This is a genomic window from Rheinheimera texasensis DSM 17496, assembly GCF_000711985.1.
GTDB lineage: Bacteria > Pseudomonadota > Gammaproteobacteria > Enterobacterales > Alteromonadaceae > Pararheinheimera > Pararheinheimera texasensis.
Genome location: NZ_KL544005.1, coordinates 347,861 through 374,098 on the forward strand (window position 1 = coordinate 347,861; position 26,238 = coordinate 374,098).

The following is a 26,238-nucleotide window of genomic DNA, read 5'->3' on the forward strand; positions in this document are numbered from 1 at the left end:
TCAGATCAACGCAGTTTCAGCGTCGCCAGACCAATCAACACAAAAATAATCGACAGGATCCAAAACCGCACAATCACGCGTGGCTCCGGCCAGCCTTTTAACTCATAGTGGTGATGAATGGGTGCCATGCGGAAAATACGCTGGCCACGCAGTTTGTATGAACCAACCTGTAAAATGACCGACATGGTTTCGATAACAAAAATACCGCCCATCACAATCAACACAATTTCCTGACGCACCAGCACAGCGATCACACCTAGTAACGCACCTAAAGCGAGTGAACCAACGTCACCCATAAATACCTGCGCCGGGTAGGTGTTGAACCACAAAAAACCCAGGCCGGCGCCGACGATACTGGTACAAACCACTACCAGTTCGGAAGTCAGCGGTAAATGCGGGATATGCAGATAATTGGCAAATACAGCGTTGCCGCTGACATAAGCGATAATGGCAAAAGCGGCGGCTACCATCACAGTCGGTACTATCGCCAGACCATCCAAGCCATCCGTCAGATTGACCGCATTAGAAAAACCGACCATGACAAAATAAGTGGTGACCAAAAAGAACAACCCGAGCTGTGGCAGCACGTCTTTTAAAAATGGTACCACCAGACTGGTTTCGGCCGGCCGCTCGGCGGTGGCATACAGGAAAAACGCCGTGGCAATAGCAAACACCGACTGCCAGAAGTATTTCCAGCGCGCAATCAGGCCCTTAGGATCTTTGCGAATGACTTTGCGGTAATCGTCGATGAAACCAATCCAGCCGTAAGCCAGCAGTACAAACAGCACCACCCAGACATATTTGTTGGTCAGGTCCGCCCACAGCAGAGTGCTGATGGCGATAGAACCCAATATCAACAAACCGCCCATAGTCGGAGTGCCTTTTTTCGAGAAATGACTCTCAGGGCCGTCATTGCGTACTGTCTGGCCGATTTGCAGGCGCTGCAGCGCGGCAATCAGTTTCGGACCAAAATACAGACTCAGTAATAAGGCGGTCAACACGCCAAGAATGGCGCGGAACGTCAGGTAGCTAAAGACGTTAAAAGCATTGATATATTGAGTCAGAAACTCAGCCAACCAGACTAACATGCGCTTTTCTCCTGCTGACATCTTTCTAGCAAGTCTTGTACTACTAATTCCATCCGGGCACTGCGCGAGCCTTTCACCAGAATGGATACATCTTCTTTGCTCTGTAACAAGCCATGCAATCTAGGCAGCAAATGGTCACGCGAACTGAAATGCGCGCCGTGCTGATGGAACTGTTCGCTGGCATTCTGAGATAACACGCCTAAAGTGAACAGACCGTTAATCCCTGCCTGTTTAGCGTAAATACCCACTTCTTCGTGGTAAATGCGCGCATCTGGCCCTAATTCACCCATATCGCCCAACACTAGATATCGCTGACCACCGTAAGCAGCCAGTAAATCGATGGCCGCTTTGGCAGATTCCACGTTAGCGTTATAGGTGTCATCGATAATGCGCACACCAGGTGTTGGCTGATAGACATTAATGCGGCCTTTGACCGGTTGCATCGCGGCAAGTCCCAGCTGCACGTCAGTCAAGCTGGCGCCGAGCGCCAGTGCGCCGGCAGTGGCGGCTAAGGCGTTATGCACATTATGTTTGCCCGGAATGGTCAGCTGCACAAAGCAATGACCTTTTGGCGTGTGCAGTTCAAAACCGGCACAGCCTTCAGCGTCCAGTTCAATGTTGTCGGCGTAGATATCAGCATGTTGGGTGGCACTGAAACTTTGTACCTGCAGGTGCTGCACGCGAGGGAGCCAATAGCTGTGGTATTCAGAATCCAGCGGCAGAATGGCAGTACCACCGGCGGATAAACCGCTATAAATCTCGCCTTTCGCACGGGCCACACCAAAAATGTCGCCAAAGCCTTCAATATGCGCCGGCGCCACTATGGTGATCATTGCCACGTCCGGTTTGACCAACGAGCTGGTGTAGGCAATTTCGCCTAAGTGATTAGCACCAAGCTCCATCACGGCAAAATTGTGGCTTTCGTTCAACCGTAATAAGGTCAGCGGCACGCCAATTTCGTTATTAAAATTGCCGGCTGTGGCTAATACATTGCCAATTCGCGATAAAATCGCCGCCATCATTTCTTTGACAGTGGTTTTGCCGACGCTGCCGGTCACGGCCACAGTTTTGACTTTCAGCCGGTTTTTGACCAGTGCGCCGAGCTGCCCGAGCGCCAAACGAGTGTCCGCTACTATTAATTGTGGGACCGGCACATCCAGGTGCCGGGTCACCACCAGCGCACAGGCTCCTTTATTCACGACTTCTTCGGCAAACTTATGGCCGTCAAAATTTGGACCTTGCAGGGCAATAAACAAATCGCCGGCCTGAATATTCCGGCTGTCGGTACTGACACTGTTTACCTCGATATCGGGGCCAATCAGCTGGGCCGATAATGCTTTGGCAATGTCACTGGTCATTAAAGTGATCATCAGCTCATCTCCGCCAATAAATCATTGATATATTTACGTTCGTCATAGTCCCGCACTACATTTCCCAATATCTGATAAGTCTCGTGGCCTTTACCGGCCACCAGAATCATGTCGTGCGCGTGGGCTTCGATCAGGGCCAGTTTAATGGCAGATTCCCGATCAGGTTCGATCTGGCAGTTGGCGCCGGTTTGCATTCCGGCAGCAATGTCTTTACAGATATCGAGTACAGCTTCAGTGCGGGGGTTGTCGGCGGTAATGATAACATGATCTGCGTGTTGTTCGGCGATTTGTCCCATTAAAGGCCGTTTGCCTTTATCGCGGTCGCCGCCACAACCAAACACACACCAGATCCGGCCCCGGCATTGCTGCCGCAGCGCCTGCAAGCTTTGCATCAGTGCATCCGGCGTGTGCGCATAATCAACCACCAGCGCGACATCATCCGGGAACTGCCACATTTCCATCCGACCCGCCACAGCTTTCAGTTTTTTCACAGCGTCCAGAATCGCGGATAACTTGTGGCCGCACTGCACTAAGGCGCCAATGGCGGCCAGTACATTCTGCACGTTGAATTCAGCCAAAAGCGGAATATGCACATCGTAATCACCCAGATGGCTATGCAGACGCAGTTGAAAACCTTTGCCGTCGGAGCGCAGCTGGTCGTAGCTTAAGTATTGGCTGTAACCGGCACAGTCACTGCTGCGGCCGTACACCAATAGCGGCACCTTGCATTGCTGCGCCAGTGTTTTACCAAACTCATCAGACACGTTAATTACGGCGGTCTGGCAAAGCTCAGGGCTGAACAGCAGCGCTTTAGCGGCGCCATAAGCTTCCATAGTGCCATGATAATCCAGGTGATCGCGGCTTAAGTTGGTAAAGACCGCCACTTTAAACTGCAGCCCGGCAACGCGTTGCTGCACCAGCGCATGCGATGACACTTCCATCGCGGTGCGCAGTTGGCCTTGTTCGCAGGCGCGATAAAAAATCCGGTGTAAATCAGCCAGGTGCGGCGTGGTATTTTGTAAAGGAGTCAGGTTGCGGTACGAGCCATAACCCAAAGTACCGATCACGCTGGCCGGTTTACCTAGCAAATCTGATAATTGGTTGACGAAAATCGCCGTGCTGGATTTGCCGTTAGTCCCGGTAATGCCTATCAGCTCCTGCCGTTTGGCGGCGTCCTGATAAAAGCTGCTTAGCAGTTGTGGCAGCACACTAAGCATATCTGGCCAGACACACAGCTGCGGCTCCAGCGCCAGGTGCGCTTCGGTGTCTGGCAAACTGTCGGTCAGGATAAAGGCTGCGCCCTGCGCCAGTGCCTGACGGATGAAACGGTTGCCATGACCGCCTACACCGGGCAAAGCCAGAAAAATATCACCAGCTTTCAATTGTTTAGTGTTGTACTGCAATTCGGCAGTATTGCTTATTTCTGGCAGCTTCTCTAACGCACAAAGCGACTGCCCTGCGGCAGTCGCTTTGAACGGAGTCAACCAGCGCTGAAGTCGGTTAACCTGCATCGGGACCTCCGGTCACCTTAGTAATACGGCTGTCATTGCCATCCGGTGGTAGATTCAGCAACTGCATTGCAGCGCCCATCACGGTGCTGAATACAGGCGCAGCCACTTCACCGCCATAATAATAATCGCCACTGGGCTCGTTAATGATCACCACACAAGCCAGGCGCGGACTTGAAATCGGGCCTATGCCGGCAAAAGAGCCGATATAATCGTTGCCATAACCACCGGCCACGGCTTTTTTCGCAGTACCTGTTTTACCACCAACGCGATAACCAGGCACACGGGCTTTGGTCGCAGTACCACCTTTTTCGGTGACTTGCTCCAGCATTTCGACCATGGCATCAGCATATTGCTCTGACACTACTTGTTTGCCAGCCGGCGGTTGTTCTGTTTTTAATAAAGTCAGCGGCCGGACCACACCGCCGTTGGCAATAGCGGAATACATTTTTGCCAACTGGACTGCGGTCACAGACAAACCATAACCAAAGGATAAAGTGGCGCGCTCATGATCTGACCAGCGCGAGCGCTCACGCAACATGCCGTCACTTTCACCAATCAAACCCAGACCGGTTTCTGAGCCAATGCCCATCTCGTAATACATATCCAGCAAGTCTTCATGCGGCATGCCCAGGGCCAGCTTAGTCACACCGATATTGGATGATTTGCGCATGATGCCGGTCAGGTCCAGGTCGCCGTAGCCATTAGTGTCCTGCACACGACGGCCACCAACCATGATCGCGCCGTAGCCAGTGGAAATCACTGTATTCATATTGGCAGTGCCGTTTTCCAGCGCAGCCAAAACCGGTAATGGCTTGATGGTTGAGCCTGGCTCAAAAGTGTCGGTAATAGCGCGGTTACGGAACCGGTGCACTGCCGTATTCTTGCGGTTATTCGGGTTATATGACGGGCTATTGACCATAGCCAACACTTCCCCCGTATGCACGTCAACCAGCACTAAAGAACCTGATGCTGCGCCAAAAGTCAGCACCGCTTTTTTCAGCTCACGATACGCCACCGCCTGTATGCGCTGGTCAATCGATAACTGCAGATTGCGGGAAGCTGTTGACTGCTCTTCTTCCAGCACTTCAATTTCACGGCCTTTGGCGTCTTTACGTACCAGTTTACGCCCTGGCGTGCCTTTTAAAATGCTGTCGTACTGGCGTTCAACACCTTCGACCCCGTGGTCATCGACGTTGGTAAAACCAAGAATATGCGCTGTCACTTCACCCGATGGGTAATAGCGTTTGGATTCCTGTTTGAAATACAGTCCCGGCACTTTCAACTTACGGATGTAGTCCACAGTGGCCGGACTGGCCTGACGTTGCAGATAGACATAACGTTTTTTCTTGTCAGTGGCGATTTTTTTCGTCAGTTCTTCCGGCGTGATTTGCAGCATTTCAGCTAAGGCATGCCAACGGCGCTGGTCTTTGTTCGCACCGGATTCAATCACCATTTTGGAATCCGCATAAATAGATTCAACCGGCACACTGACTGCCAGCTCTTCGCCATGACGGTCGGTGATCATACCGCGCAGCACTTCGTCGGATTTAACACGCAGCGAGCGTAAATCGCCTTGTTCGATTAATTTATCCGGTTCAATAACCTGTAAATAAGCAGCACGGGCAATCAAGCCAACAAAAATAGTGGACAACGACAACACAACAAAGGCAAAACGCCAGCTGATTAACGTTGGTTGTTTACGGGCCTTAGCCTGACGAGCAGTGCCTTTTCTCATGGTTCATCCACCACTATATCTTGCTGTCCCAGCGGACGAACCATCAGCAGCTGTTTCTTTGCCAGCTCTTCAACGCGGCTATGTTCAGACAAAGCTCGCTGTTCGACCAATAAATTGCGCCATTCCATATCCAGCGCATCTCTTTGTTGAAATAATTTGTCCTGACTAATCGTCAGCTGCCGGTTCATATGGGTCAGTTCGATCACCGCCAGCGCAGATCCAATTGCCGCTGCCAGTAATAAAATCACCAGCTTATGCTGGCCTAAATCCTGCAAAATCAGCTGGTTCAGCCGGATAGCGCTCATGCCTTGGGACTCCCCATCCGCTCGGCGACGCGCAGCACTGCACTGCGGGAACGCGGATTGGCCGCAAGCTCAGCATCGGAAGGCATCATGGCCTTGCCAATCAGTTTCAGCGCCAGGTCCTGGCGCATTTGCGCTTCAGTCAGCACAATGCCTTTGGGCAGTTGTGCCGGCTTACTGTGTTTGCGCATAAACTGCTTTACCAGCCGGTCTTCCAACGAATGGAAGCTAATCACCGCGAGACGGCCGCCCGGTTTTAATACCGTCAATGCCGCTTCCAGCGCCTGATTCACTTGTTCCAGTTCGCTGTTGATATAAATGCGGATGCCCTGAAAACTGCGGGTGGCAGGATGTTTTTTCTCTTTGAAACTCTTTGGCACCACGCGGGCTATCAGTGCCGCAAGCTGTGCTGTGCGGGTAAAAGGCTCAGTGCCACGGGCTTCAACGATGGCATTGGCAATTTTCCAGGCGAATTTCTCTTCACCGTATTCGCGCAGCACAAAGGTGATGTCTTCAACGTCAGCTTTGGCCAGCCAGGCGGCCGCTGAAATGCCGGACGTTGGGTCCATCCGCATATCCAGTGGGCCGTCACGCATAAAACTAAAACCGCGTTCAGCATCATCTAATTGCGGCGACGACACGCCTAAATCCAGTAAAATACCGTCAACCTGACCAGTGATTTGCTGGTCTGCCGCCACAGTGGCAAGCTCAGCAAATGCGCAATGGCTGATATGAAAACGAGCGTCTTTGGCAAATTCATCAGCAGCAGCCGCAGCGATAGCTGACGGGTCGCGGTCAATGGCAAACAAGCGGCCTTGTGGACCGAGCTGGCTTAACACGACACGGCTATGCCCTCCCCTGCCAAATGTACCGTCGATATAAACTCCGCCCGGCCGAATGGCGAGGCCTTCGATGGTCTCGCTTAACAAGACTGAAATGTGTGCGGGCTGGCTCATAGCGATAAGTCCATTAAGCGCTCAGACAGCTCGGCATCGCCGGCCTGGGCCAGTTCCTGTTCAGCGGCCATATCTTCAGCCACGCGTTGATGCCAGGTCTCTTCGTCCCAGATCTCAAATTTGTTCAGTTGCCCGACCAAGCGGAGGCCTTTGCTTAAATGCGCGTGGGAGCGCAGCGTGGCGGGTAACAGAATGCGGCCGTTTTTGTCCATTTCACAATCGGTGGCATGGCCCAGTAACAGCCGTTTTAAGCGTTGTTCCTGCGGGTTAAAGCTCGACAGCCGTTTCAGCTTCTCTTCGATTTCTTCCCATTCAGACAACGGATACAGCAGCAAGCAGGGATCTTTATGGTCGATGGTGCAGATCAATTGGCCGCTGGCTTCAGACAACAGCAGGTCACGGTAACGCGTTGGCAGCGTTAACCGTCCCTTGTCGTCCAGGCTCAGAGCAAATGACCCACGAAACATGAATTGATCCCACTTGGTTATTATTTGATCCGTGAAAGATCCACATTGACCCACAATCTTCCACAATGTCACAGTTTAGGGCTGAAAATTCGGCATTGTCAAGGCGAAACCCCAACGGATCGATCGAATAAGATCCAATAAAAATGCGGCTTGCGGCTGAGGTGGGAAAAAAGGGGGAAAAAGTGGGAGAAAAATCCACTGATCGGTAGATCAATACTTAAAAAGTGCCGCGTAACCTAAAGCAAAAGTCTGTCGCCGCGGCTAATTGCAATTAGCTATCCAGCCATCTATGACCATTAGTGAGAGGTGTGGGATGAGCTGACAGGATTGGTTCGTTTCTTAGAACGTGATAGGCAAAAGTGGCACCTGGTGATGTACGCCAGATGGTGGCCAGCACCTGATGGCCAGCAGGCTTCGCTTGCTGCTACCTACGATTTGTTTTAAAGGGGGGGCTGATCTGACCCCCATCTATGATCTCATTTGATGTTATTGCACGCCGGCACGGCTGCCGGTCAGTTTAAATTCATCAGCGCTCAGCACCCGCACTGCGGCGCCATCGGTCAGGGTATCAGCGCCGCGCACCACCAGCTGGTCACCATTATTAAGTTCAGCTTCCACCTGCAACCATTCGCCCTGGCCCTGGCCCAAAGCCACTTTTACTTGCTGCGCTTTATTGGCAGCCACCCGGAACACTGAATGCTGTTGTTGCGCCAGCACCAGCGCATCGCGGTGGATCACCAGACTTTCTTTTGCCACAGCCGTCGGAATACCAACACTGACCAGCTGGCCGACCTGAAAACCATTGTCTTTCGCCTGCAGCCGCACTTCAAAGGTCTGCGAGCGGCTGTCAGACACCGGAATAATCGACACGACCTTCAGCGAACGTTGACCTTGCTGATCAAACACCGCCACCTGTTGGCCCGGCTGTACAAATGGCGCATATTGCAGTGGCGCGTAGATCCGCACTTCCAGTTGTTCCAGATTGACCAGTTGCAGCAAAGGCGCACTGCGGCTGATCTCTTCACCCAGCTGATGAAAGCGCTGACTGACCACACCGGCAAAAGGCGCTTTTAACTCAGCGCGGCTCAGCTGATCCTGCAACTGTGCTAATGATGCCTGGCTCAATTCGATATCGGCGCGCGCCAGATCAGCCTCAGCCTGAGTTTGATCGACCAAAGTCTGCGACACCAGCGCTTTGCTGAGCAAACTGCGCTGGCGCACCAGTTCTTTGTCCAGTCGCAACGACTGAATTTGCGCCCGTTTCAGCTGCGCCTGCAGTTCTGCGGCGCGCAGCTGTAAGGGTTTCAGATCAAGCCGCGCCAGCACTTCACCGGCCTGCACTTGCTGGCCGGGTTCGGCTATCCAATCCAGCCGGCCGTCGACCCCAGTGCTTAAATTTGACTGATATTTACTCTGCACCTGGCCGGACACCATCATGGTCGGCGCGATCGACATAATACGTACCGGCGCTGTACTGACTACCCGCGCCGGGGTTTGCTTCTGGGCGTGCGCACCGAAGGTGACAAGGCCTGGCGTTGTCAGCACAGCACCAAACAGCAGGCTTAGCAGGAGTTTTTTCTCAGGCAATTTCATGGGATACCTCGGCAACATAGACTGGTTTTTCCCGGCGTTTGGCCGGTAACGCCTGCAGCATCGCAGGCACTAAAATCAAGCTGAACAACATACTAAACGTCATACCACCGACAATAACGATGGCAAGACCCCGATAAATCTCAGTACCGACGCCTGGGATCAACGCCAGCGGCAACATGCCAAAAATACTGGTTAAGGTACTCATCAAAATCGGCCGGGCGCGGATTTGTACTGCAAACTCAATGGCTTCCAGCTGCGCCATCCCAAGAGCCAACGACTGGCGATATTGCTCGACCAGCAAAATGGCATTGTTGACGACAAGACCCAGCAAAATGATAAAACCAATCATGGTGAGTAAATCCAGCGACTGGAACACAAACAGATTCAGCAATTTCAGCCCAACCACACCGCCAGCCAGTGCCACGGGCATCGTCAGCAACACCAGCAGACTGTCCCGTGCGGACTTAAACAAAGCTGCCATCAGTAAAAACAGAATGAGCACGGCAACGATAAAATTCACCAGCATTGAATTCATCGCTTTTTCCAACCGGTCGGCGCTGCCACGAAATTGCACCGTCATGTCGTTGCCGTGTTTGTTACGCAGCGGCTGCACTATGTCCTGTTGCAGCACATTAACCACATCTTCCAGCGCCATAGTCGCCGGTGGTGAAACCTGCAGGCTGACGGTACGCAGGCCGTTGACGCGTAGTAAAGTGGTGGGGCCCACAGTGCGCTGCATCTGTGTCAGCTGGCCCAGCGTCTGCACACCAGCCTGTTGGGTGAAAATCGGCGTGGCCTGCAACTGCTCCGGATTGTCCCAGGCGGGTGCGCGCAGAATAATGTCCATCCGCTCGTTGCCATCGAACTGCTCACCGACATAAATGCCGTCGGTAACAGCCCGGATGGCAGTCGCCACCGAAAAGCGGTCCACGCCGGCCTGGGCAATATTGTGTTCATCCGGCAGGATACGCAGCTCCGGCTGGTTCTGTTGCAGCCCGGGTTCCGCCTGCACATTGGCGCCCGGCAGCTTTTGCTCGATGATGGTTTTGGCCGCAGCGGCCTGCGTCATCAGGAAATCAGTGTCAGGCCCCTGAAAATCGACAAACATTTCCCGGCCGGAGTTAAAGCCAAAATTGAGTAAACTGGCGCGGAAACTAAAAGATTCAGTATCGGGCAGGTCTTTTAAAATTTCGGTACGCAGCAAGGTCAACATATCATTGACCGAACGCGGGTCTTCCGGATATACAAACAGCACATTAAAAGCTGAGAACATCGACAGGTTGTAGCCTTTGATCGCCGGATACTTTTTGTCCTCGTAATAAGGCTTTAAGCGCTTTACCAGTAACTGGCCTATTTCCTGCTCCATCACTTTGATATTGCCCCCAGGCGGCAGGGTAAAACCAGTGAAAATGCCGTCGCCGTTGGCCTGTGGCAAAAAGTCCGCTTTAGGTAATAACAGCGACATCAGCAGCATAGCGCCCGGTACTAACGCCAAAGACCAGCCGATAGCACGGGTTTTGCCTTTGGTCAGGCGCATCACACCACGACTCAACAGCGCCCAGCGTGCTGCCAGCGGGTCTGGTTTGATGTCAGCCGGTTTAAACCACAGCATGGTGCAAACCGGTAACAAAGTCAGCGCCACCAGCATTGAAGCCGAAATTGACACCGCCAGCGTCAGCGCTAAATCGTAAAACAGCTGCCCTTCGACACCCTGCATATAAAGCACCGGCAGGAAAATCGCGACAGTAGTCGCAGTGGAAGCTAACAAAGCACCACCGACCTGCCGGCAGCCGAGCTTTATCGCCGCCCCGAGCGCCAGCCCCTGCTGCATCAGCCGGACTATGTTTTCCTGCACCACAATGGCCGCATCCAGCACCATGCCGACAGCAAAAGCCAGCCCCGCCAGCGAAATTACATTGAGGCTGCGGCCAAAGGCCTGCAGCACGACAAACGCAATCAATAAACAAACCGGAATGGTCAGGCCAATCAAGGCCGTAGCTTTCCAGCCGCGCAAGAACAGATACAAAATGCCGAGACTGAGCGCGACGCCAAGCCACAAATTGGAATTGACCAGCGCGATGGCGCGGCGGATATGGATTGAAGCATCGAAACTCAGTTCCATTTCCAGCTGTTTAGGGGCCAGAATGTCGCGGTTCAGCTCCACTATGGCTTTATTCACTTCATCCAGAATGGCCACTGTATTGGAGTTTTCACCGCGTTCCAGCGTCAGATAATAGGCCGGCAAGCCGTTGCGTTTGGTAAAGCCGTTGATTTCCGGATAACCGAGTTCGACTTCAGCAATTTCCTGCAGGTAAACCGGCCGGCCCTGGTTATAAGACACTATCATCCGGGCATAATCGGCCGGCTCAAACTGGCCTTCAAAGCGCACTGTGTACTGACGGCGGCCGACTTCAGCAAAACCGCCGGACATATTGACTGAGCGGCTGATACTACTTTGCAGCTGCTCAATACCAATGCCAAGTGCGGCCATTTTGTAAGGGTCAAAAGTGATATGCAGTTCACGCGGTAAATCAGACGCCAGCTGTACATTGCTGACGCCGGCAATGGCGCGCAGCCGCGGCCCAACGTTGTCACGGATCAGTTTCAGATAAGGGCCAAAATCATCACCGGCCGCAGGGTTCATTTGTTTAATCAGAATAGACGCGACGTTACCACGGCCGCTGCCGACATTAATCTGTGGCTCGGCCGCTTCGCGTGGCCGGGGCGGCGCCTGATTCAGCGCATTAATCACGTCCAGCATGGCACGTTGCATGTCCTGACCCACTTCAAAGGTCAGCGAAATAGAACCAAAGCCCTGACCGACATTACTCTGAATTTCGACAACTCCGGGCACATTGCGCAGCGTGTTCTCCTGCGGCTCAATGATGGTTGCTTCCATCTCCTGCGGCGCAGCAGCCCGCCAGCCGTTATTGATAAAAATCTGCGGCCGGTCTAAATCCGGCAGTAATTGGATCGGTAATTTATATAACGCCAGCAGGCCAAATAATAAAATCAGGCACACCAGCACAAAGGTCGCTGCAGGGTTTTTGCAGGCCGCTCGGGTCAGATTCATGGCATCAATTCCACAGCGATTTCCACAAGGTTGATGCGCCGAGTATATGAGGCAAGGCTGAAATTCCCAGTCAAATCTGGGACGGATAAGGGATTAAATGCAACAAAATATTTAGTTGGGTGACTGGTCGTGAACGGGCAGCATTTGGTCGCAAATAAGCGCGGTTCCGTGGATAAAACAGTAGCGACTATCTGGCAGAGATCAGACGCGACAGTGCTGTTAAATTTTCCTCTACAATACAAATTACATTTCATTTACCATAGGTGAATCTGCTGACACAATTTAACCATTAAGGAAAAAAATTGTACCCAAGGATTGATGTTTCTTCCGCGAAATTGCTTGGACTATGTCTGATTCCTGCAGCTCTATTCAATGTGCCGCTCTCTGCCATGGCAGAACCAACCTCCGGCGATACTGCAACCGCATACCGGATTATTGCAAAACCTGATGGCAGCAAGGTCCGTGAACCAATCAGGGAGCTCCCGAATGGCCAGCAACGCTATTTGATTGAACTGCAGCAATCTGCGGTGTTACCTGAAATGATAGCGAGTGCCTCAACACAGTCTTTGACGGTCAACAACATACCGGTTCCGCAATTAATGCAGGCCACTTATCAGGTGCTACAGCAACAAACTGAACTCAGCAGTGTGCTGCAGAATCAGGGGCTGATTAGTGAAGTGCTCGACAGCACACAATTGCTGCTGAACGGTCTTGTGGTCACTGCAGATCCCGCCAATGTGGCATTATTACGTTCCTACCCAGGCATCAAAAGCATCACACCAGACCGAGAGATCCAATTACATCGCCGCGAATCCATTCCGTTGATCCGGGTCGATCAGGTGTGGAAATTAACTAACAACACGGAAAAAAATCTGACAGGCCAGGGGATGCGGATTGGCGTCCTGGACAGTGGTATCGACTATACCCATCCGGAATTGGGCGGCTGCTTTGGTGAAGGCTGTAAAGTCGCCGGCGGCTACGATTATTACGATAACGACGCCGATCCACAGGATAAGGACGGTCACGGCACACACGTCGCCGGGATCATCGCCGGCAAAAGCGATAGTCAGCCGGGTGTAGCACCAGATGCCACTTTATATGCTTACCGGGTCTGTAGCTACTATTGTTCAACCATAGGTGTCATTCAGGCTTTGGAAAGGGCGGCCAACCCGGACCAGAACCCGTTGACCCAAGATGCGCTGGATGTGGTGAACTTAAGTTTGGGCGGCCCAGGCACACAAGATGACCCGATGACTATCGCGGCTAACAATGCCGTCAAAGCCGGTATTGTGGTGGTGGCTTCGGCAGGAAATGACGGTAGGGCCTACGGCGCTTTGGGTGCTCCGGCTAATGCTGAGCTTGCCATTACTGTGGCAGCGACGACAAAAACCGATCAGATGACAAGTTACAGCTCATATGGCCCCGCCGATACTGACCTGTTTATCAAACCGGATTTAGCAGCCCCAGGTGACGAGATTTTGTCTACCACCCCTGGCAATCAGGTTCAGTACAAAAGCGGTACATCGATGGCAGCGCCTCATGTCGCAGGCGCGGCAGCTTTGCTAAAACAACAACAACCCACTCGCACCCCTGCGATGATCAAGTCTTTGTTAATGAGTCAGGCCAAAGACATAGGTGCAACCGTCGCCGAACAAGGCAGTGGCAGGCTCGATGTACTCACAGCGACACAAGCTGCACTGACAATTGCGCCGCAATCGTTGTCCTTTGGCAAACTGGACAGAAGTCAGAGCCTATGGCAGGCCGAACGCAAATTCACGCTGTTTAATCACGCTAACAGCAGCAAAAAATTAAAACTGACGCTACCGCCCCTGCCGGCTGGTATCAGCCTGCAAACATCACTGGCAGCTGACGCAGAGATTGCTGCCGGCGCCACGCTCGAAGTGAGCTTGCAGATACAGGTGAATACCAGTCAGTATCAGTCGCAATCCAATAGCCTGATGCAAGGCCTGGTCCTGCAGTTATCAGACGGCAGCAATCAGTACCGTATGCCGCTGGCGTTGATGGATTATCACAATCAAACTATCAATACCGCGGGCCAGCATCTGAATAACCTGGTTATTTTCAATGATTCCGGCGAACGGATTTACAACGGCTATGCGTTTAATAGTCAAAACATTCGTTTGACGGCCGGCACATACGACTATATCGCCGAGTATCTGGATTATGACCGGCTGAAACTGGTGGTATTGGAAAAGCAGTCTGTGAACAGTGCCAACACTGTTAATCTGGACCCGGCTTTGGCCAGACACAAATTTGCAATGAGCCAAATAAACGATGAGCAAGGCAACGCTGTTAATTTAACGAGTATTACTGGCGGATTAGAAGCTGTTGAATTGCGCCATAAGACTAAATCGATTTATTACAATCGTTTATATCCACAAAAAAATTGGCTGGGTCTATCGGTTAGCATGCTGGGAGATAAAGCCCTGTATCTGTCTGACTTGTCTGCTGATTATCAAATAGCAATTTCCGGCAGCTGGTATCCGCCAGTCGTAGTCAAAAATCAAGTGAGTATTTATTCGACGGTTCGGCGTCTGTCCGGAGTGACATCAGGTGAGAACCTGCAGCTTGATGCCCGTAACATGAATAAACAACAATCTGAATTACCTGTTGCCAGCACAGTTTCCAGTCTCACTATTGGATATTTTGTAGACACACAATTAAATACTATTGAATACCCATGGATGAAAGGCAGCCTTCGGGTTGGCGGATATGGCTTTCGGGCTGCCGAAACAAATCCAGGAGAAACTGCAAATTTAACCTGGTACGGCGACGGAATTACGCTGGCCCCCTTTTTTGGGGTCGGTAAATATCATATTGATTATGCTGACAATCAAATCGTTTCAGATTATTTCCGCTTCATACCCGGAGGCGGAACAGGCTATATCGATGATTACTATACGTTTGTTAATGATACATACAGCCGAGGACATAGATATCGTGATGTAAATATGGTCGGACACCAGCTGTTGAGTACAGATCTGGGCTGGCAGCGGCATATGCAATTTGGTGCAGCCGATGAACCAAAAATCGAAATCACGACGAGAGAATATAACTTTGCAGGACACGAAATCAGGTTAACCGAATTGCAAAACAAACCCGCTGCATCCTCTTATTTGCGCTGCGACTTTGCCGCGGAACAGGAAGTAAAAAAGGGGGGAATATTTAACAGCTACGAATTTGATAAAAAATGCCAACACCTCAGTGCACGTCTTAGCTTCACTACCCAATTATGGGGCGAAGCAAACGAAGGCATGGCCAGAATCAACTGGACAGATGTTAAACAGGGTTATTTCAGTGGTATACGCGGCCTGACCATTGGCAGCGGCAAGAAAAATAGCCGGGAGCTGCAGAACGGCAATGGTTGGGTGCAAATCAGTGCCACAAACACCACAATTCCGGCAGCGGCGATTTATCACAGTGGCCAATGGCATCCGCTGAATCTGCAGCAACAGTCTGCCAATCCTGACAGCCTATCGATTTGGCGGGCAGAATTCAGTGTCACGGATAAGGCACTGCTGATCCCGCTTCAGATCATGACAACCAATGACACTGGCACTAACTACAGCATGATTATTCCAAATGCCTTCGTGGCCGGCGATCCGACAGCAGCCAAACTGCTAGATCAGGATAAAGACGGGCTGGCCGATTATAAAGATGCTGACGATGACAATGATGGCATTAGCGATATCCTGGAGCTGAGTTATCAGATGGATCCGACCCAAAATGATTTAACGGGTGATGTCGATAAAGACGGCTTAACCAACCAGCAGGAAATCACGCTGGGCACTCTGCCGCACCAACCGGACACTGATCTGGATAAGATGCCGGACGGCTGGGAAGTGAAAAATGCATTGAATCCGCTGCTGACCGCTGATGGTTCATTGGATGGTGACAAAGACGAGTTAATCAACTCGGCAGAATATAAAGCCGGCACAGATCCGGCTAAAGCGGATTCAGATACCGACGGTCTGCCGGACGGCTGGGAAGCGAAATATGCGCTTAATCCACTCAGCGCAGCAGATGCCGGGACTGATACTGACAAAGACGAGTTAATCAACAGCGCTGAATTCAAAGCACAAACGGATCCGACAAAAGCAGACACCGACAATGACGGAATGCCAGATGGATGGGAAACCAAATACAGCCTGAACCCACTCAGCGCGGCAGACGCAGCTTCAGATACCGACAACGATGGTAAAACCGCGCTGCAGGAATATCAGGGCAATACCAACCCGACAGTAGCAGACAAACCGGCAACGAGTGGCAATACCGGCACGGATACCTCAGGTAATAGCGGCAGTTCAGGCGGTGGCAGTCTCGATTGGTGGTGGCTGGGATTGCTATTGCTTGGCGTCCGGCGATTTCCACACCGTCTGGTGTAACTCTGGCTAAGTGAGCCTGTGTCGGTCGAAACTGATCGATACGGGCATAAAAAACGGCGCGGCAGAGAAAATCTGCCGCGCCGTTTTTTTGGAATGAAGTGTGAGTCAGCCGTTAAGCCGGGTTCTGTGCTCTGTTGCCAGAGTGGCAATCATTCCTCTAGGACTTACGTCGCCGTAAGCCTCAAGCAACCTACCCGCCCCCAACGCGGGCCGCGCCAAAGGGGGCCTATTTGGTCTTGCTCCGGGTGGAGTTTACCGTGCCACGAACTGTTACCAGTCGCGCGGTGCGCTCTTACCGCACCCTTTCACCCTTACCTGATCCCTTGCGGGCCATCGGCGGTTTGCTCTCTGTTGCACTGGTCGTAGGCTCGCGCCCCCCAGGCGTTACCTGGCACCCTGCCCTGTGGAGCCCGGACTTTCCTCCCCCTGCTTGCGCAGGCAGCGATTGCCTTGGCCAACTCACGGCGCGGATTATACGCAGATCTTCAGCAGAACGCAGCAAGCTTTCGGTGCTTATTCTCCGGTTCAAGCCGTTTCAGCCGCGAACAAAGATAAATACTTTCGTCAAATACACTCATTGTGTAATATGGCGCGCTTTTATTTTTATAAGGATATATAAAAGATGTTAAATAAATCTGTTTTAGGTTTTTTGCTGCTGGCAGCGAGTGCAGTTCAGGCTGAATCGGCAAATCCGTTGTACGCAGGTCTGGTCCTGCAATCCAATACGCTGAAAATCAATACAGTCAGCGGCAATGCCAAATTCGAACCAGCTATGACTGGTGTGGCACTGGGTTATGAATTCGCCGACTACTTTGCTCTGGAAGGCCGCGCGCTGAAAGACAGCAACTCGGATGAACTGGGCCCGGTCAAAGTGAAAGTTAACAGCCAGTTCCAGGTTCAGTTGCGGGCACACTACCCGGTACTGGAACAAGTACGCGTTTATGCCACCCTGAGCCACGTGCGTTCAAACTACGAAATGCGTGTGACGCCAAACGGCAGCGGCGGTTATGCAGTTCGTTTTGATCAAAGTGGCGCCGGTTATGCGGCAGGTGTTGAATATCTGCTGACACCACAATGGAAAGTCGCAGTAGAACAACAATGGTTACCGGAAGAAGATTTAAATGACCGCCTGACCGGTACCGGCATAAACGCAGACGCTAAAGCGCTGACTTTTACTGCCAGCTACGCGTTCTGATAACCTTGCTCTGGATACTAAAAAGCGCCTTGCGGCGCTTTTTTACATCTTATATGACGCGTAAGAGAAGCTAAGCCGAGTCAGCAGCCTGTCTATTAGAGAAATTTAGATTACTTAAGCCAACTCGTGACGCGCATTGTGGGCAAAGTCCCGCACACGATCAGTCCGAAAACAACCAAAGATTTTAGTCATAATCGAGCAAACAAGACTGCAAGTTGAATTCTCGACCACCAGTCATGACCTAAACCATTCACTCTCTGTGACAAAAGCACCTTTCTTAACCATGCAAGATGTAGATAACTCGCTGATGGTGGTCTATTTCGGCGCCATTGGCTGACTCTTACTAATGCCGCTTTGCCAACGAGTTGTTGCTGCTGAATATCATGCAAATGCACCAACAATTGACATACCCATTGCTCAATCTCTGTCAATTCGGCCGGATTTAATTGCGTAGCTAAATCAAAGTCGGTTGGAGCTATTGAGCCTTGCAGCGCCAAATCCCACAACAAAATATTGTGAAAAAAGTCATCACGCTCCTGCTCAGCTGCATGAGCGGCAAGCTGCCTGGCTTGATCGATACGCCCTAAAGCAAGACATGCCATCAACTGTTTATAATTCAGCTGCATGCTTTGCTTCTCAGCAGGCACAGCTTGCAATAGTTGTAATGTCGTCCACCAATGTGCATGGGCATTACAAATTTCCGCCGCGACCAGCAAAATATCCGGCCAGAATTGCCAGGCATTAAACTGCTGCTCAAACATGCTGTGTACCGGGCGTTTTTCAATAGCGTGGAAATGCCACAAATAACCAATCCAGGCACCAGCGACCCCCGCCGAGAGAGGTGCTGATAACAAAAATTGCTCCAGCATCACTTGCTGTGAAGATAGCATATGCTCGGCGTAGACCCGCCCCATCGCATCCGAGCCTTGCACTAAATATTGCTGCAACAAGTCCAACATTGCCGCTTTCGCTTGCCCCGCAGCATTGAGCGGGGTGTTGTACACCCAGTGGTTATCAAGATTGAACTGTAGCAATTGCTGCCACAACTCTAACAAACTTGCATGCTGTTGAGCTGCAGCGCTGATTACCCGGCGCGATAGTACCCAACCATCCTGGGAATATTGCCATAATTGCGTCAGCGCTTCTTCCGCCGCAGTCCAATCTTTTTGCTGATGCAGCCAATCAATCAGCGTTAAACCTATATATTGATCGGCAGGCCTTAACGCAAACGCACGTTGATAACTATCAGTGATTTGACGCTGATACTGGACTAGTTTGAGACCCTCGAGCGCTTCGCCTGCGCGGCACAACGCGGCAGCATCATGAGGCTCCCGCTCGATCAACAACAATGCAAATTCAGCCAACTGCTTTTTGTCGTCAAGTTGCTGTAACAACCCAAATAGTTTGCCGTAATACCAAACATCGTCGTGAGCATGGCGAAGATAATTGGCCAACAGATCTGCGGCGGCCTGCCCCTGCCCAATTTCGACATGTGCGCGCGCCTGCAACTCCAAAATCAGTAGTGGCCGCTCGGTTGGGTAATAGTGCGCTAAATGTGCGAATACCTCGCTATAGTGTGCGAGTGTTAACTGCTGCATCAGGAACTCATGATGCACACTGTCGTTCTGCGGTTGACGTGCGATCGCCTTCTTTAAAAAATCCAATGCTTGCTCAGGGTCATCTACACACTCCGCTAAGATGCGCAAAGGCCCCACAGCAAAGGGATGAGACTCTACCGCAGTAGAGGCTGCGTTCTGTAGCGATTGCAGAGATTCCGCATCCTGTTTGACTAGCTCAAACCAAAAACGCCAGGCCCAGATATAATCAGGGTCAAGCGCTACCGCGCGTTGGAGGCACAAAACTGCCAGCTCTGGTTGCTGATTGTGCTTATGGGCATCGGCCAGAAAGCCATGCAAAACAGCGTCAGCGCTGTCATGCCGCAACGCCTGCTGCAAAACCTCGACTTCCTCAGCATAACGGCCTTGAGCTGCCAAACATTCTGCTAATAAACGCGAGGCAAAGAACCAGGATGGATTTAACGTCAGCGCGGTTTCAAACGCCGAAATAGCCTCATCCACTTGCTGGTTAAGACGATATAGTTGGGCCAGCTCAACAAATGGACGCGGCATTAAAGGGAAATCCCGACAGCTTTGTTCCAACTGAGCGATAGCGGCTGGCAAATCAGTGGCTTGCAGTGACCAAGCCCACACCAGCCGACTTTGCCACAAATGCACATTGGGTTTGACCACTTGGTTAATCAAACGAGCTCGCTGGGCCGGTGTCATCACTTGTTGCCCTTCGAACCAACAATCAAATATGCCGTTGCCATAGAGCGTGTGACTGATGAGTTGATCCAGCAAAAAGTCGATCTGCTGCTGTTTCCACGCTGTGCTCACGCGCAAACGCAACAGTAATGTACTGGCGTCATCGTGATCGGGATCCTCAGCCAATACTTGCCGCAGCAACACTTCAGCTTGCTCCAGACGCTGCATAGCTTTGAGCACCCGGGCCAAGAGTACTTTGAATTCAATATGATCCGGCTGATGCGCAACCAGCTGCTCAGCGCGCATCAACGCATCGTCTAGCCGCAATTCATCTAAACAACAACGGATGTACTCTCGTTGACGACCAACATGATAAGGATACAACGCAGCCAAGGTCGCAACAGCCTGGTTACGCACTGCAGGCTCCGGATGGAAATTTGCCTGATAATCCAGCACCACCGGATAATGCTCGGCCTGCAGCGCCAGACTTCCCAATTGTGCTAATAAGGTGTCTTGCATCCCTGCGGCTTTCAACGTGCGAAGATACGGGGATGCCAACTGGTAGTTAAGGGGGCTTTGCGCAAAAAGCAACTGATAATGCTCAGCGGCCTGGCTCAAATCGCCATGCCACTCAGCACGCCGACCATACCAGTAATGCATTCGACTAGCAGGCAATAATGCTGACGCCGCATCGCCCCATTGGTCAAAGGTTTCCACTTGTGCTTGATTCAACAACTCGCCTAAAGCAAATTCGTACACTGCGGGATCGCCAGGTCGTAATTGTTTTGCCTGCTCCAGTATTTGCAGGGCTTGTCGGTATTGTTTTTGTTGAGCATACAGTTGATACAACAACTTAGCAGGCTGCACTGAACGTATTGCGTATTTATTGAACTGGCCCTGTGCTAGCGCAAGCCCAACATCTGGACGATTTAAAAAACGACAGGCTTTAAAATACGACTCAAAATAGTCGATATAAGTATCGTCCAGGCAACAGGCGAAATAATAGTGGCGTGTCGCATCTTCATAGTTTTTTTGTTGCCATGCATAGTCCGCTAAAGCGTCGTAGACCCGCGCGTTGTAGCTACCAAAACGTTCCAGTTGTTGCCGTATTTTTAACGTTAACCATTGATATGGCTGCAAACTATAAATCATGCGGAACAGGCGTAAACGCAAATCAGTATGGGGGCGAACAGCAAGTTCGTTTTGTAAATAATCGATCGCTTGCGTATTGTGCCCTTGCGTAAGGAGACTCTGCACATAAGACAATCGCCATGGCACCGAGTCCGGGAAGATTGCCAGCAGTTGCAAGGTTAACTCAGAAATCGCACGTTCATCTTCAAGTTCAATCGCTAATGAGCGTCGCGCCATGGTGGTCAGCAAATGGGTTGGGAACTGCGCTTCCATGTTGGCTATGCTGTGCTTCATCAGCACTATATCCTGCACCGTAGCTGCTTGCTGATATTCCGCATACAACGCAAACAGCTGCACCTCATCGCAATAAAAGGGTGACAAACGATTGGCTTGCTCTTGTGGCACGAAAATTAAAGCGCGAGCACCTGCCGCTTGTTCATCCGCCAAACCCTCTGCCAATAGATATTCCACTGGTGTATCAACCCCAGGGTCCATCAACAGCGCCACACCAAGCGCTTTGTGATAGCCAATAACAGCTTGTAAATGCGAGGTGCTACCGCTGGTGGTGACAAAAGCAAAAGGCAGCTGCGCATCAATCAACTGATAACACAGCTCAGGAGTGAGCGAACGTTCGATAAAACAAAAACCATGCTGAGTTAACCAGCGCCGCTCCAGAACATCCGGTGTACCGTCATAACAAATGGCTTGGATAATATCCTGTTGTGAAACGGGATAACCAAAATAGCGACATAACGCTGTCATAGTCGCAGGCGCGCAAGTCAGATGTCCCTGTTGCTCATGCGGTACCGGCAAGACCACAGGATAGATATCGTCAGCAGTCGCCGCTTGAAGGTGGTGATGCAATAACTGGTAATGGCTGCCCTGAGTTTGAGCCATCTGCTCGCGCGCCAGCAGTAAATCCCCCTGATGCAACGCAAGCCTGGCTTTTGCGGCCGCCAGAATAGTGGTTTCGTCGCGGTCAGGATGCCGCAACAGGGCTTGATAACAGTCAAGCGCTTTTGCCATTCCGGCAAAATCGTTTAGCTTTTGGCAAAGGGTAATGAGTTGGCGATATGGGCGAACTGATTGAAACCGCGATGCGTGCGCCCAAAGCAATTCACACGCCTGCTCTAACTGCTGATTTTTTCGCAGCGCCGATACCCACATGTTCAGTGTTGAGAGCACCGGCCGCTCTGCAAACAAGGCCTCGGCAGCAGCTAAATATGCAGCTCGATCTTCGCGGGTATCAAACAAACTCACCTTAAGACGACGTGCCCACAGATAATCCGGTTGCCGCTGTAACACTTCATCTATCAGCAATTCGGCGCCATCGACATCCTTTCGTTCCAACAGCAAAAGGGCGTCAGCCAGAATATTGTCTAACTCTCCTTTCTCGCCTTGACCATGCAAGAGGCGATAACGCTGTAGTTGTCGCTCCATCACTATGGGACCATGAGAACTCAGCAGATGAAACAGATAGTGCTGGCAGAAGTCTGGGTCTTGTGGAAAACGTCGCCAGCCTTTTAGCTGCAGCGCAGTACTCGCGCGATCGTTCCCCAAATGGCTTAAAACACGAATAGCAATTTTAATCTGCTCAGATCCAAGCCACTGTTGCCAAGGGCCAAAGTGCAACTCTGCCAGTTCCAAAGCGCTGAGATATTGGTCTTTTTTGATGAGTGCTTTGATGTCGATTAAAAGATCAACATGCGGGGTCGAAAGCGTCAAATCCATGACAATTTCCTGCTTTTCATGATTTTTTGTTGTAGTGCTTGTCGAACACTAACAGAGGAGTCTTAACCGAACAACGTCAATATAACCCACAAAAAACACATTGGTTAACCATTATTAAACAATTGCTGATTGAAATTATATTTTGTATTCAAGCTAGCGATTTCGACTACTCTGTTAAACCGCTTTAGTCAGAAGTATGTCCACTCCAGCTCAGCCCCAACTTATATAAGGCATTTTTCTTTTCGCCATGAATTTCTGCTGTCAGCGCCGCGGCTTTTTTCAGTGGCAATTCCGCCATCAGTAGCCGCAGTGTCTGCTGCGCGACCGGATTGATATCATCGGCGGCTTTTTCGGCGGGCGGCGCTATCATCAGCACCATTTCGCCCTGACAGCGCTGCGGGTCTTCTTCCAGCCAGGCGATAATTTGTGCCGCTGTGCCGTGTTCAAAATGCTCAAAGGTTTTGGTCAGCTCTTTCGCCAGCACCAGCTCGCGCTCAGCGCCGTACACAGCAATCACATCCTGCAGCGTATCAATAACCCGGCGTGCCGCTTCGTAACAAATGACCGTACCGACGCCTGACGGAATGTCTTTCAGCACCTGCTGACGCTGGCCGGATTTGGCCGGTAAAAAGCCGATAAAATGAAACTTATCTGTCGGTAAACCGGCACAACATAAAGCGGCAATCAGCGCGCAAGGGCCGGGGATGGGTACCACTCTGACGCCGGCGTCGCGGCACAAGCGGACCAGGCTATAACCCGGATCTGAAATCAGCGGGGTGCCGGCGTCACTAATGAGTGCGACGTTCTCCCCTGCTTTGATTTTTTCCACCAGACTGGCAGCGCGTTGTTTTTCATTGTGGTCGTGTAAAGATAAAAACCGAGCCGAAATTCCTAGATGACTCAGCAACTTACCGCTGTGACGGGTATCTTCAGCGGCGACCCAGGCAACTTCACGTAGCACGGCTACCGCGCGCTGACTGATATCATCCAGATGGCCTATAGGCGTGGCAACAATGTATAAAACGGCTTCAGAGGCAGACATCAGGCATTCCCGGTAATCAACAGTTAATAGCTCAGCAGCCGGTCAAATGATGCATTCATCGTGGCACGCTCTTGGGATGACCGGTCCGGACAAATGGTATAAACTAACGGCCATTCAATCAGCTATTGTACCTGCGCATTGTGAAATCCAGCAAATTCCCGCTTCGTTTAACATCCTTGCTGCTCGGCCTTGGTCTGTTGTCCGGCTGTGGCAGCACGCCGGCGCCGGTACAAACGGTCGCTACAGCCCCAGTGCAACCGGTGCAAACCGCACCGCAGGAACCCGAAGCGGTTGCTGAACCGCTGTCGACTGAACAAGCGGAAGTCAGCTATCAGCAGGTCGACACTGACCCCTTACCGGTGGCGCAGGACCAGGACGAACAGCTGCAACGCGAACTGCTGGCGCAGGCCAAAGCCGCGCTCGCCACCGACCCCAAACGCACGCTGGCGATTTGTTATCAGTTACAACAATCGCTGTATAGCCAAATCCGCGCGCAGAACCTTTTACCTTTGCTACAGTCTGCAATCGCTGACAAACAGCTGGCGCTGACCGAGCAGCTGGCCAACCAAATCAGCCTGACCGACGTGCCGGAAGCCGACCGCCAGGCCTTTGCCCTTGTATTGGCCGGCCATTATCGCCAGCAGGATGATAACGTGCGCGCCACTCAAACTTTGCTGGCGCTGGACGCCTGGCTTGGCAACAGCGCCGACAGCACAGCGCAGGATTTACTCTGGCAGCAGCTGGTGAAATTATCCGGCGCTGAACTGCAGGAATTAGGCACACAACAACATCCACGGGCGCAGGCCTGGCTGGAATTACTGCAGTTAACCCAGGGTTTTGCCGGTGATCAGCTCGCCATTCAACAGGCGCTGACTGACTGGCAACAACGCCATCCGATGTTACCGGAGCTGGATAAACTGCCCAAAGACGTGCAGTTACTCAGTCAAACCCCAGCCTATAACCCGGAACGAATTGCAGTGTTATTGCCATTATCCGGCCCGCTGAAAAGCCTCGGTGATGCCGTGCAATACGGTCTGGCTGCAGCGGCCGCCAAACAAAAACGCACTTTAGTTTTTATTGATTCAGCCAAGCCGGCCGCCGAACTGCAGGCTGAAGTGGCGGCTGCGCAGGTGCAATTTGTGATTGGCCCGCTGCTTCGCGAGGACATCGACAAAATCCAGCAACTGCCGGACTGGCAATGGCCCACGCTGTTTTTAAACGGTAAAGGCGATTTGCCGGCAAAAGCAGAGCAATATTTCTTTGCGCTGGCCTGGGAGGATGAAGCCGCGCAGATGGTGCAGGTGTTCCGTCAGCGCCAGTATCAGCACCCGGTGCTGATTTATGCGGTCAATCCGATTGGCCAGCGCATGGCGCAGCATTTCCAGAGCCGCTGGAGTGAAAGCGGCGGCAGCGCGGTTGAAACTTACAGTTACGGCTCGCAGGAACAACTGCAGGCTCTGATTAATAAATTCCTCGAAGCCGAAGCCAGCGAAGAAAGAGCCAAGGAAATCAACCGTTTAATCGGCCAGTCGATCAAAGCCGAATTACATAGCCGCCAGGACATCGACGCAATTTATCTGATTGCCGACCCGGTGCAGACGCGCTTTTTTAAACCTTTTATTGACGTCACCGTTAGCCCGACCGCACGCCGGCTGCCAATTTTTACCAGTTCGCGCAGCCACAGTCTGAAAGTCGACAAAACCGACCAACGCGATTTGGCCGGCCTGACCATGACCGAAATGCCGTGGTTATTACCACAAGCGGCAACAGCCACGCCGCTGCGGCAGGAATTTGACAACTTGTTTGCCGAACAGGAAGAACAACTGCAACGCTTGTTTGCGATGGGCCACGATGCGCTGATGCTGGTGGGTCACCTGAAGCAACAACAACAGTTCCCGGCCATGGCCTATCATGGCCTGACCGGCAGTTTACGCCTGGCGGATGGCCACAGTATTCAGCGGCAGTTAACACTGGCACAGTACCGTCAGGGCAAGCTGCAGCTGGTGGATAAAAAAGCGCCGTGAGCCGCGAGCGTGGTCAGCAATTTGAAACCCTTGCCGCGCAGTATATGCAACAGCAAGGCTTACAGTTGCTGGCCCGCAATGTCAGCTGTCGCTTTGGCGAGCTGGATTTAATTTGTAAAGACCGCGACTGCCTGGTGTTTGTTGAAGTGAAATATCGCCAATCCAGTGCTTTTGGCAGCGCCGCAGCAATGGTGACCACGGCGAAGCAACAGAAGTTGCGCCTGAGCGCCAGTTGGTATCTGCAACAAAAGCAGTGGCGTGGCGCTGCAAGATTTGATGTGCTGGCGATTGAAGGCGATGCGCCTTATCAGTTCAGCTGGCTGAAAAATGCATTTTAAGGATCCGTATCG

Annotated in this window: 15 protein-coding genes and 1 other RNA gene; 4 read left to right on the forward strand and 12 right to left on the reverse strand. The window is 51.8% G+C overall.

The window, feature by feature from the left end:
• Positions 1–5: 5 nt before the first annotated feature.
• The 9 genes from mraY to Q399_RS0112265 all read right to left on the reverse strand — a co-directional run bounded on the left by mraY (position 6) and on the right by Q399_RS0112265 (position 12,095).
• Positions 6–1,088: a phospho-N-acetylmuramoyl-pentapeptide-transferase gene (gene mraY / locus Q399_RS0112225; protein ID WP_031568841.1), complete on the reverse strand. Its 1,083-nt coding sequence runs from the start codon at positions 1,086–1,088 to the stop codon at positions 6–8.
• On the reverse strand, positions 1,082–2,458 hold the full coding sequence (locus Q399_RS0112230) for a UDP-N-acetylmuramoyl-tripeptide--D-alanyl-D-alanine ligase (RefSeq protein ID WP_031568843.1): 1,377 nt from the start codon (positions 2,456–2,458) through the stop codon (positions 1,082–1,084). Before Q399_RS0112230 ends, mraY begins: the two co-directional genes overlap by 7 nt.
• Positions 2,458–3,969 carry a UDP-N-acetylmuramoyl-L-alanyl-D-glutamate--2,6-diaminopimelate ligase gene (locus Q399_RS0112235; protein WP_031568845.1) on the reverse strand — a complete coding sequence of 504 codons (1,512 nt, stop codon included), beginning with the start codon at positions 3,967–3,969 and terminating at the stop codon, positions 2,458–2,460. The genes Q399_RS0112230 and Q399_RS0112235 overlap by 1 nt, the downstream gene beginning before the upstream one ends.
• Positions 3,959–5,704 carry a penicillin-binding transpeptidase domain-containing protein gene (locus tag Q399_RS0112240; RefSeq protein ID WP_031568847.1) on the reverse strand — a complete coding sequence of 582 codons (1,746 nt, stop codon included), beginning with the start codon at positions 5,702–5,704 and terminating at the stop codon, positions 3,959–3,961. Before Q399_RS0112240 ends, Q399_RS0112235 begins: the two co-directional genes overlap by 11 nt.
• Positions 5,701–6,009 (reverse strand): cell division protein FtsL, encoded by a 309-nt coding sequence (ftsL, locus tag Q399_RS0112245; RefSeq protein WP_031568849.1) that lies wholly within the window; start codon positions 6,007–6,009, stop codon positions 5,701–5,703. The genes Q399_RS0112240 and ftsL overlap by 4 nt, the downstream gene beginning before the upstream one ends.
• Positions 6,006–6,962: a 16S rRNA (cytosine(1402)-N(4))-methyltransferase RsmH gene (gene rsmH, locus Q399_RS0112250; protein WP_031568851.1), complete on the reverse strand. Its 957-nt coding sequence runs from the start codon at positions 6,960–6,962 to the stop codon at positions 6,006–6,008. Before rsmH ends, ftsL begins: the two co-directional genes overlap by 4 nt.
• Complete coding sequence (gene mraZ, locus Q399_RS0112255) at positions 6,959–7,429, reverse strand: division/cell wall cluster transcriptional repressor MraZ (RefSeq protein ID WP_031568854.1); 471 nt, start codon at positions 7,427–7,429, stop codon at positions 6,959–6,961. The genes rsmH and mraZ overlap by 4 nt, the downstream gene beginning before the upstream one ends.
• Before the next feature lie 486 nt (positions 7,430–7,915).
• Positions 7,916–9,022 (reverse strand): efflux RND transporter periplasmic adaptor subunit, encoded by a 1,107-nt coding sequence (locus Q399_RS0112260; protein ID WP_051685942.1) that lies wholly within the window; start codon positions 9,020–9,022, stop codon positions 7,916–7,918.
• Positions 9,009–12,095, reverse strand: coding sequence for an efflux RND transporter permease subunit (locus Q399_RS0112265; protein ID WP_031568858.1), 3,087 nt, complete (start codon positions 12,093–12,095; stop codon positions 9,009–9,011). The genes Q399_RS0112260 and Q399_RS0112265 overlap by 14 nt, the downstream gene beginning before the upstream one ends.
• A gap of 389 nt (positions 12,096–12,484) precedes the next feature.
• On the opposite strand from Q399_RS0112265, the gene Q399_RS0112270 reads away from it, so the two are divergent.
• On the forward strand, positions 12,485–16,501 hold the full coding sequence (locus Q399_RS0112270; RefSeq protein ID WP_031568860.1) for a S8 family serine peptidase: 4,017 nt from the start codon (positions 12,485–12,487) through the stop codon (positions 16,499–16,501).
• A 97-nt stretch (positions 16,502–16,598) separates the two neighbouring features.
• On the opposite strand, the gene rnpB is transcribed toward Q399_RS0112270, so the two are convergent.
• An RNA gene (rnpB, locus tag Q399_RS21745) (RNase P RNA component class A) lies at positions 16,599–16,963 on the reverse strand.
• Positions 16,964–17,123: 160 nt separating this feature from the next.
• On the opposite strand from rnpB, the gene Q399_RS0112275 reads away from it, so the two are divergent.
• Positions 17,124–17,696, forward strand: coding sequence for a porin family protein (locus Q399_RS0112275; protein ID WP_031568862.1), 573 nt, complete (start codon positions 17,124–17,126; stop codon positions 17,694–17,696).
• Positions 17,697–17,884: 188 nt separating this feature from the next.
• On the opposite strand, the gene Q399_RS0112280 is transcribed toward Q399_RS0112275, so the two are convergent.
• A complete protein-coding gene (locus tag Q399_RS0112280; protein ID WP_031568864.1) occupies positions 17,885–22,822 on the reverse strand; it encodes a tetratricopeptide repeat protein in 4,938 nt (1,645 codons plus the stop codon).
• 184 nt (positions 22,823–23,006) lie between these two features.
• Entirely contained in the window at positions 23,007–23,864 is an 858-nt protein-coding gene (gene rsmI, locus Q399_RS0112285) for a 16S rRNA (cytidine(1402)-2'-O)-methyltransferase (protein WP_031568866.1), read from the reverse strand.
• A 140-nt stretch (positions 23,865–24,004) separates the two neighbouring features.
• Here rsmI and Q399_RS0112290 point away from each other — a divergent pair, with 140 nt between their 5' ends.
• Positions 24,005–25,888 carry a penicillin-binding protein activator gene (locus Q399_RS0112290; RefSeq protein WP_157836287.1) on the forward strand — a complete coding sequence of 628 codons (1,884 nt, stop codon included), beginning with the start codon at positions 24,005–24,007 and terminating at the stop codon, positions 25,886–25,888.
• Positions 25,885–26,226, forward strand: coding sequence for a YraN family protein (locus tag Q399_RS0112295; RefSeq protein ID WP_031568873.1), 342 nt, complete (start codon positions 25,885–25,887; stop codon positions 26,224–26,226). Before Q399_RS0112290 ends, Q399_RS0112295 begins: the two co-directional genes overlap by 4 nt.
• Positions 26,227–26,238 lie beyond the last annotated feature (12 nt).

What these genes read in the sequence shown, in the direction of transcription:
- Q399_RS0112275 (WP_031568862.1), top strand. Translation starts at nt 17,124, where the DNA reads ATGTTAAATAAATCTGTTTTAGGTTTTTTGCTGCTGGCAGCGAGTGCA.
- Q399_RS0112235 (WP_031568845.1), bottom strand. Translation starts at nt 3,969, where the DNA reads ATGCAGGTTAACCGACTTCAGCGCTGGTTGACTCCGTTCAAAGCGACT.
- Q399_RS0112270 (WP_031568860.1), top strand. Translation starts at nt 12,485, where the DNA reads ATGGCAGAACCAACCTCCGGCGATACTGCAACCGCATACCGGATTATT.
- mraZ (WP_031568854.1), bottom strand. Translation starts at nt 7,429, where the DNA reads ATGTTTCGTGGGTCATTTGCTCTGAGCCTGGACGACAAGGGACGGTTA.
- Q399_RS0112230 (WP_031568843.1), bottom strand. Translation starts at nt 2,458, where the DNA reads ATGATCACTTTAATGACCAGTGACATTGCCAAAGCATTATCGGCCCAG.
- Q399_RS0112240 (WP_031568847.1), bottom strand. Translation starts at nt 5,704, where the DNA reads ATGAGAAAAGGCACTGCTCGTCAGGCTAAGGCCCGTAAACAACCAACG.
- ftsL (WP_031568849.1), bottom strand. Translation starts at nt 6,009, where the DNA reads ATGAGCGCTATCCGGCTGAACCAGCTGATTTTGCAGGATTTAGGCCAG.
- rsmI (WP_031568866.1), bottom strand. Translation starts at nt 23,864, where the DNA reads ATGTCTGCCTCTGAAGCCGTTTTATACATTGTTGCCACGCCTATAGGC.
- Q399_RS0112260 (WP_051685942.1), bottom strand. Translation starts at nt 9,022, where the DNA reads ATGAAATTGCCTGAGAAAAAACTCCTGCTAAGCCTGCTGTTTGGTGCT.
- Q399_RS0112265 (WP_031568858.1), bottom strand. Translation starts at nt 12,095, where the DNA reads ATGAATCTGACCCGAGCGGCCTGCAAAAACCCTGCAGCGACCTTTGTG.
- rsmH (WP_031568851.1), bottom strand. Translation starts at nt 6,962, where the DNA reads ATGAGCCAGCCCGCACACATTTCAGTCTTGTTAAGCGAGACCATCGAA.
- mraY (WP_031568841.1), bottom strand. Translation starts at nt 1,088, where the DNA reads ATGTTAGTCTGGTTGGCTGAGTTTCTGACTCAATATATCAATGCTTTT.
- Q399_RS0112280 (WP_031568864.1), bottom strand. Translation starts at nt 22,822, where the DNA reads ATGGATTTGACGCTTTCGACCCCGCATGTTGATCTTTTAATCGACATC.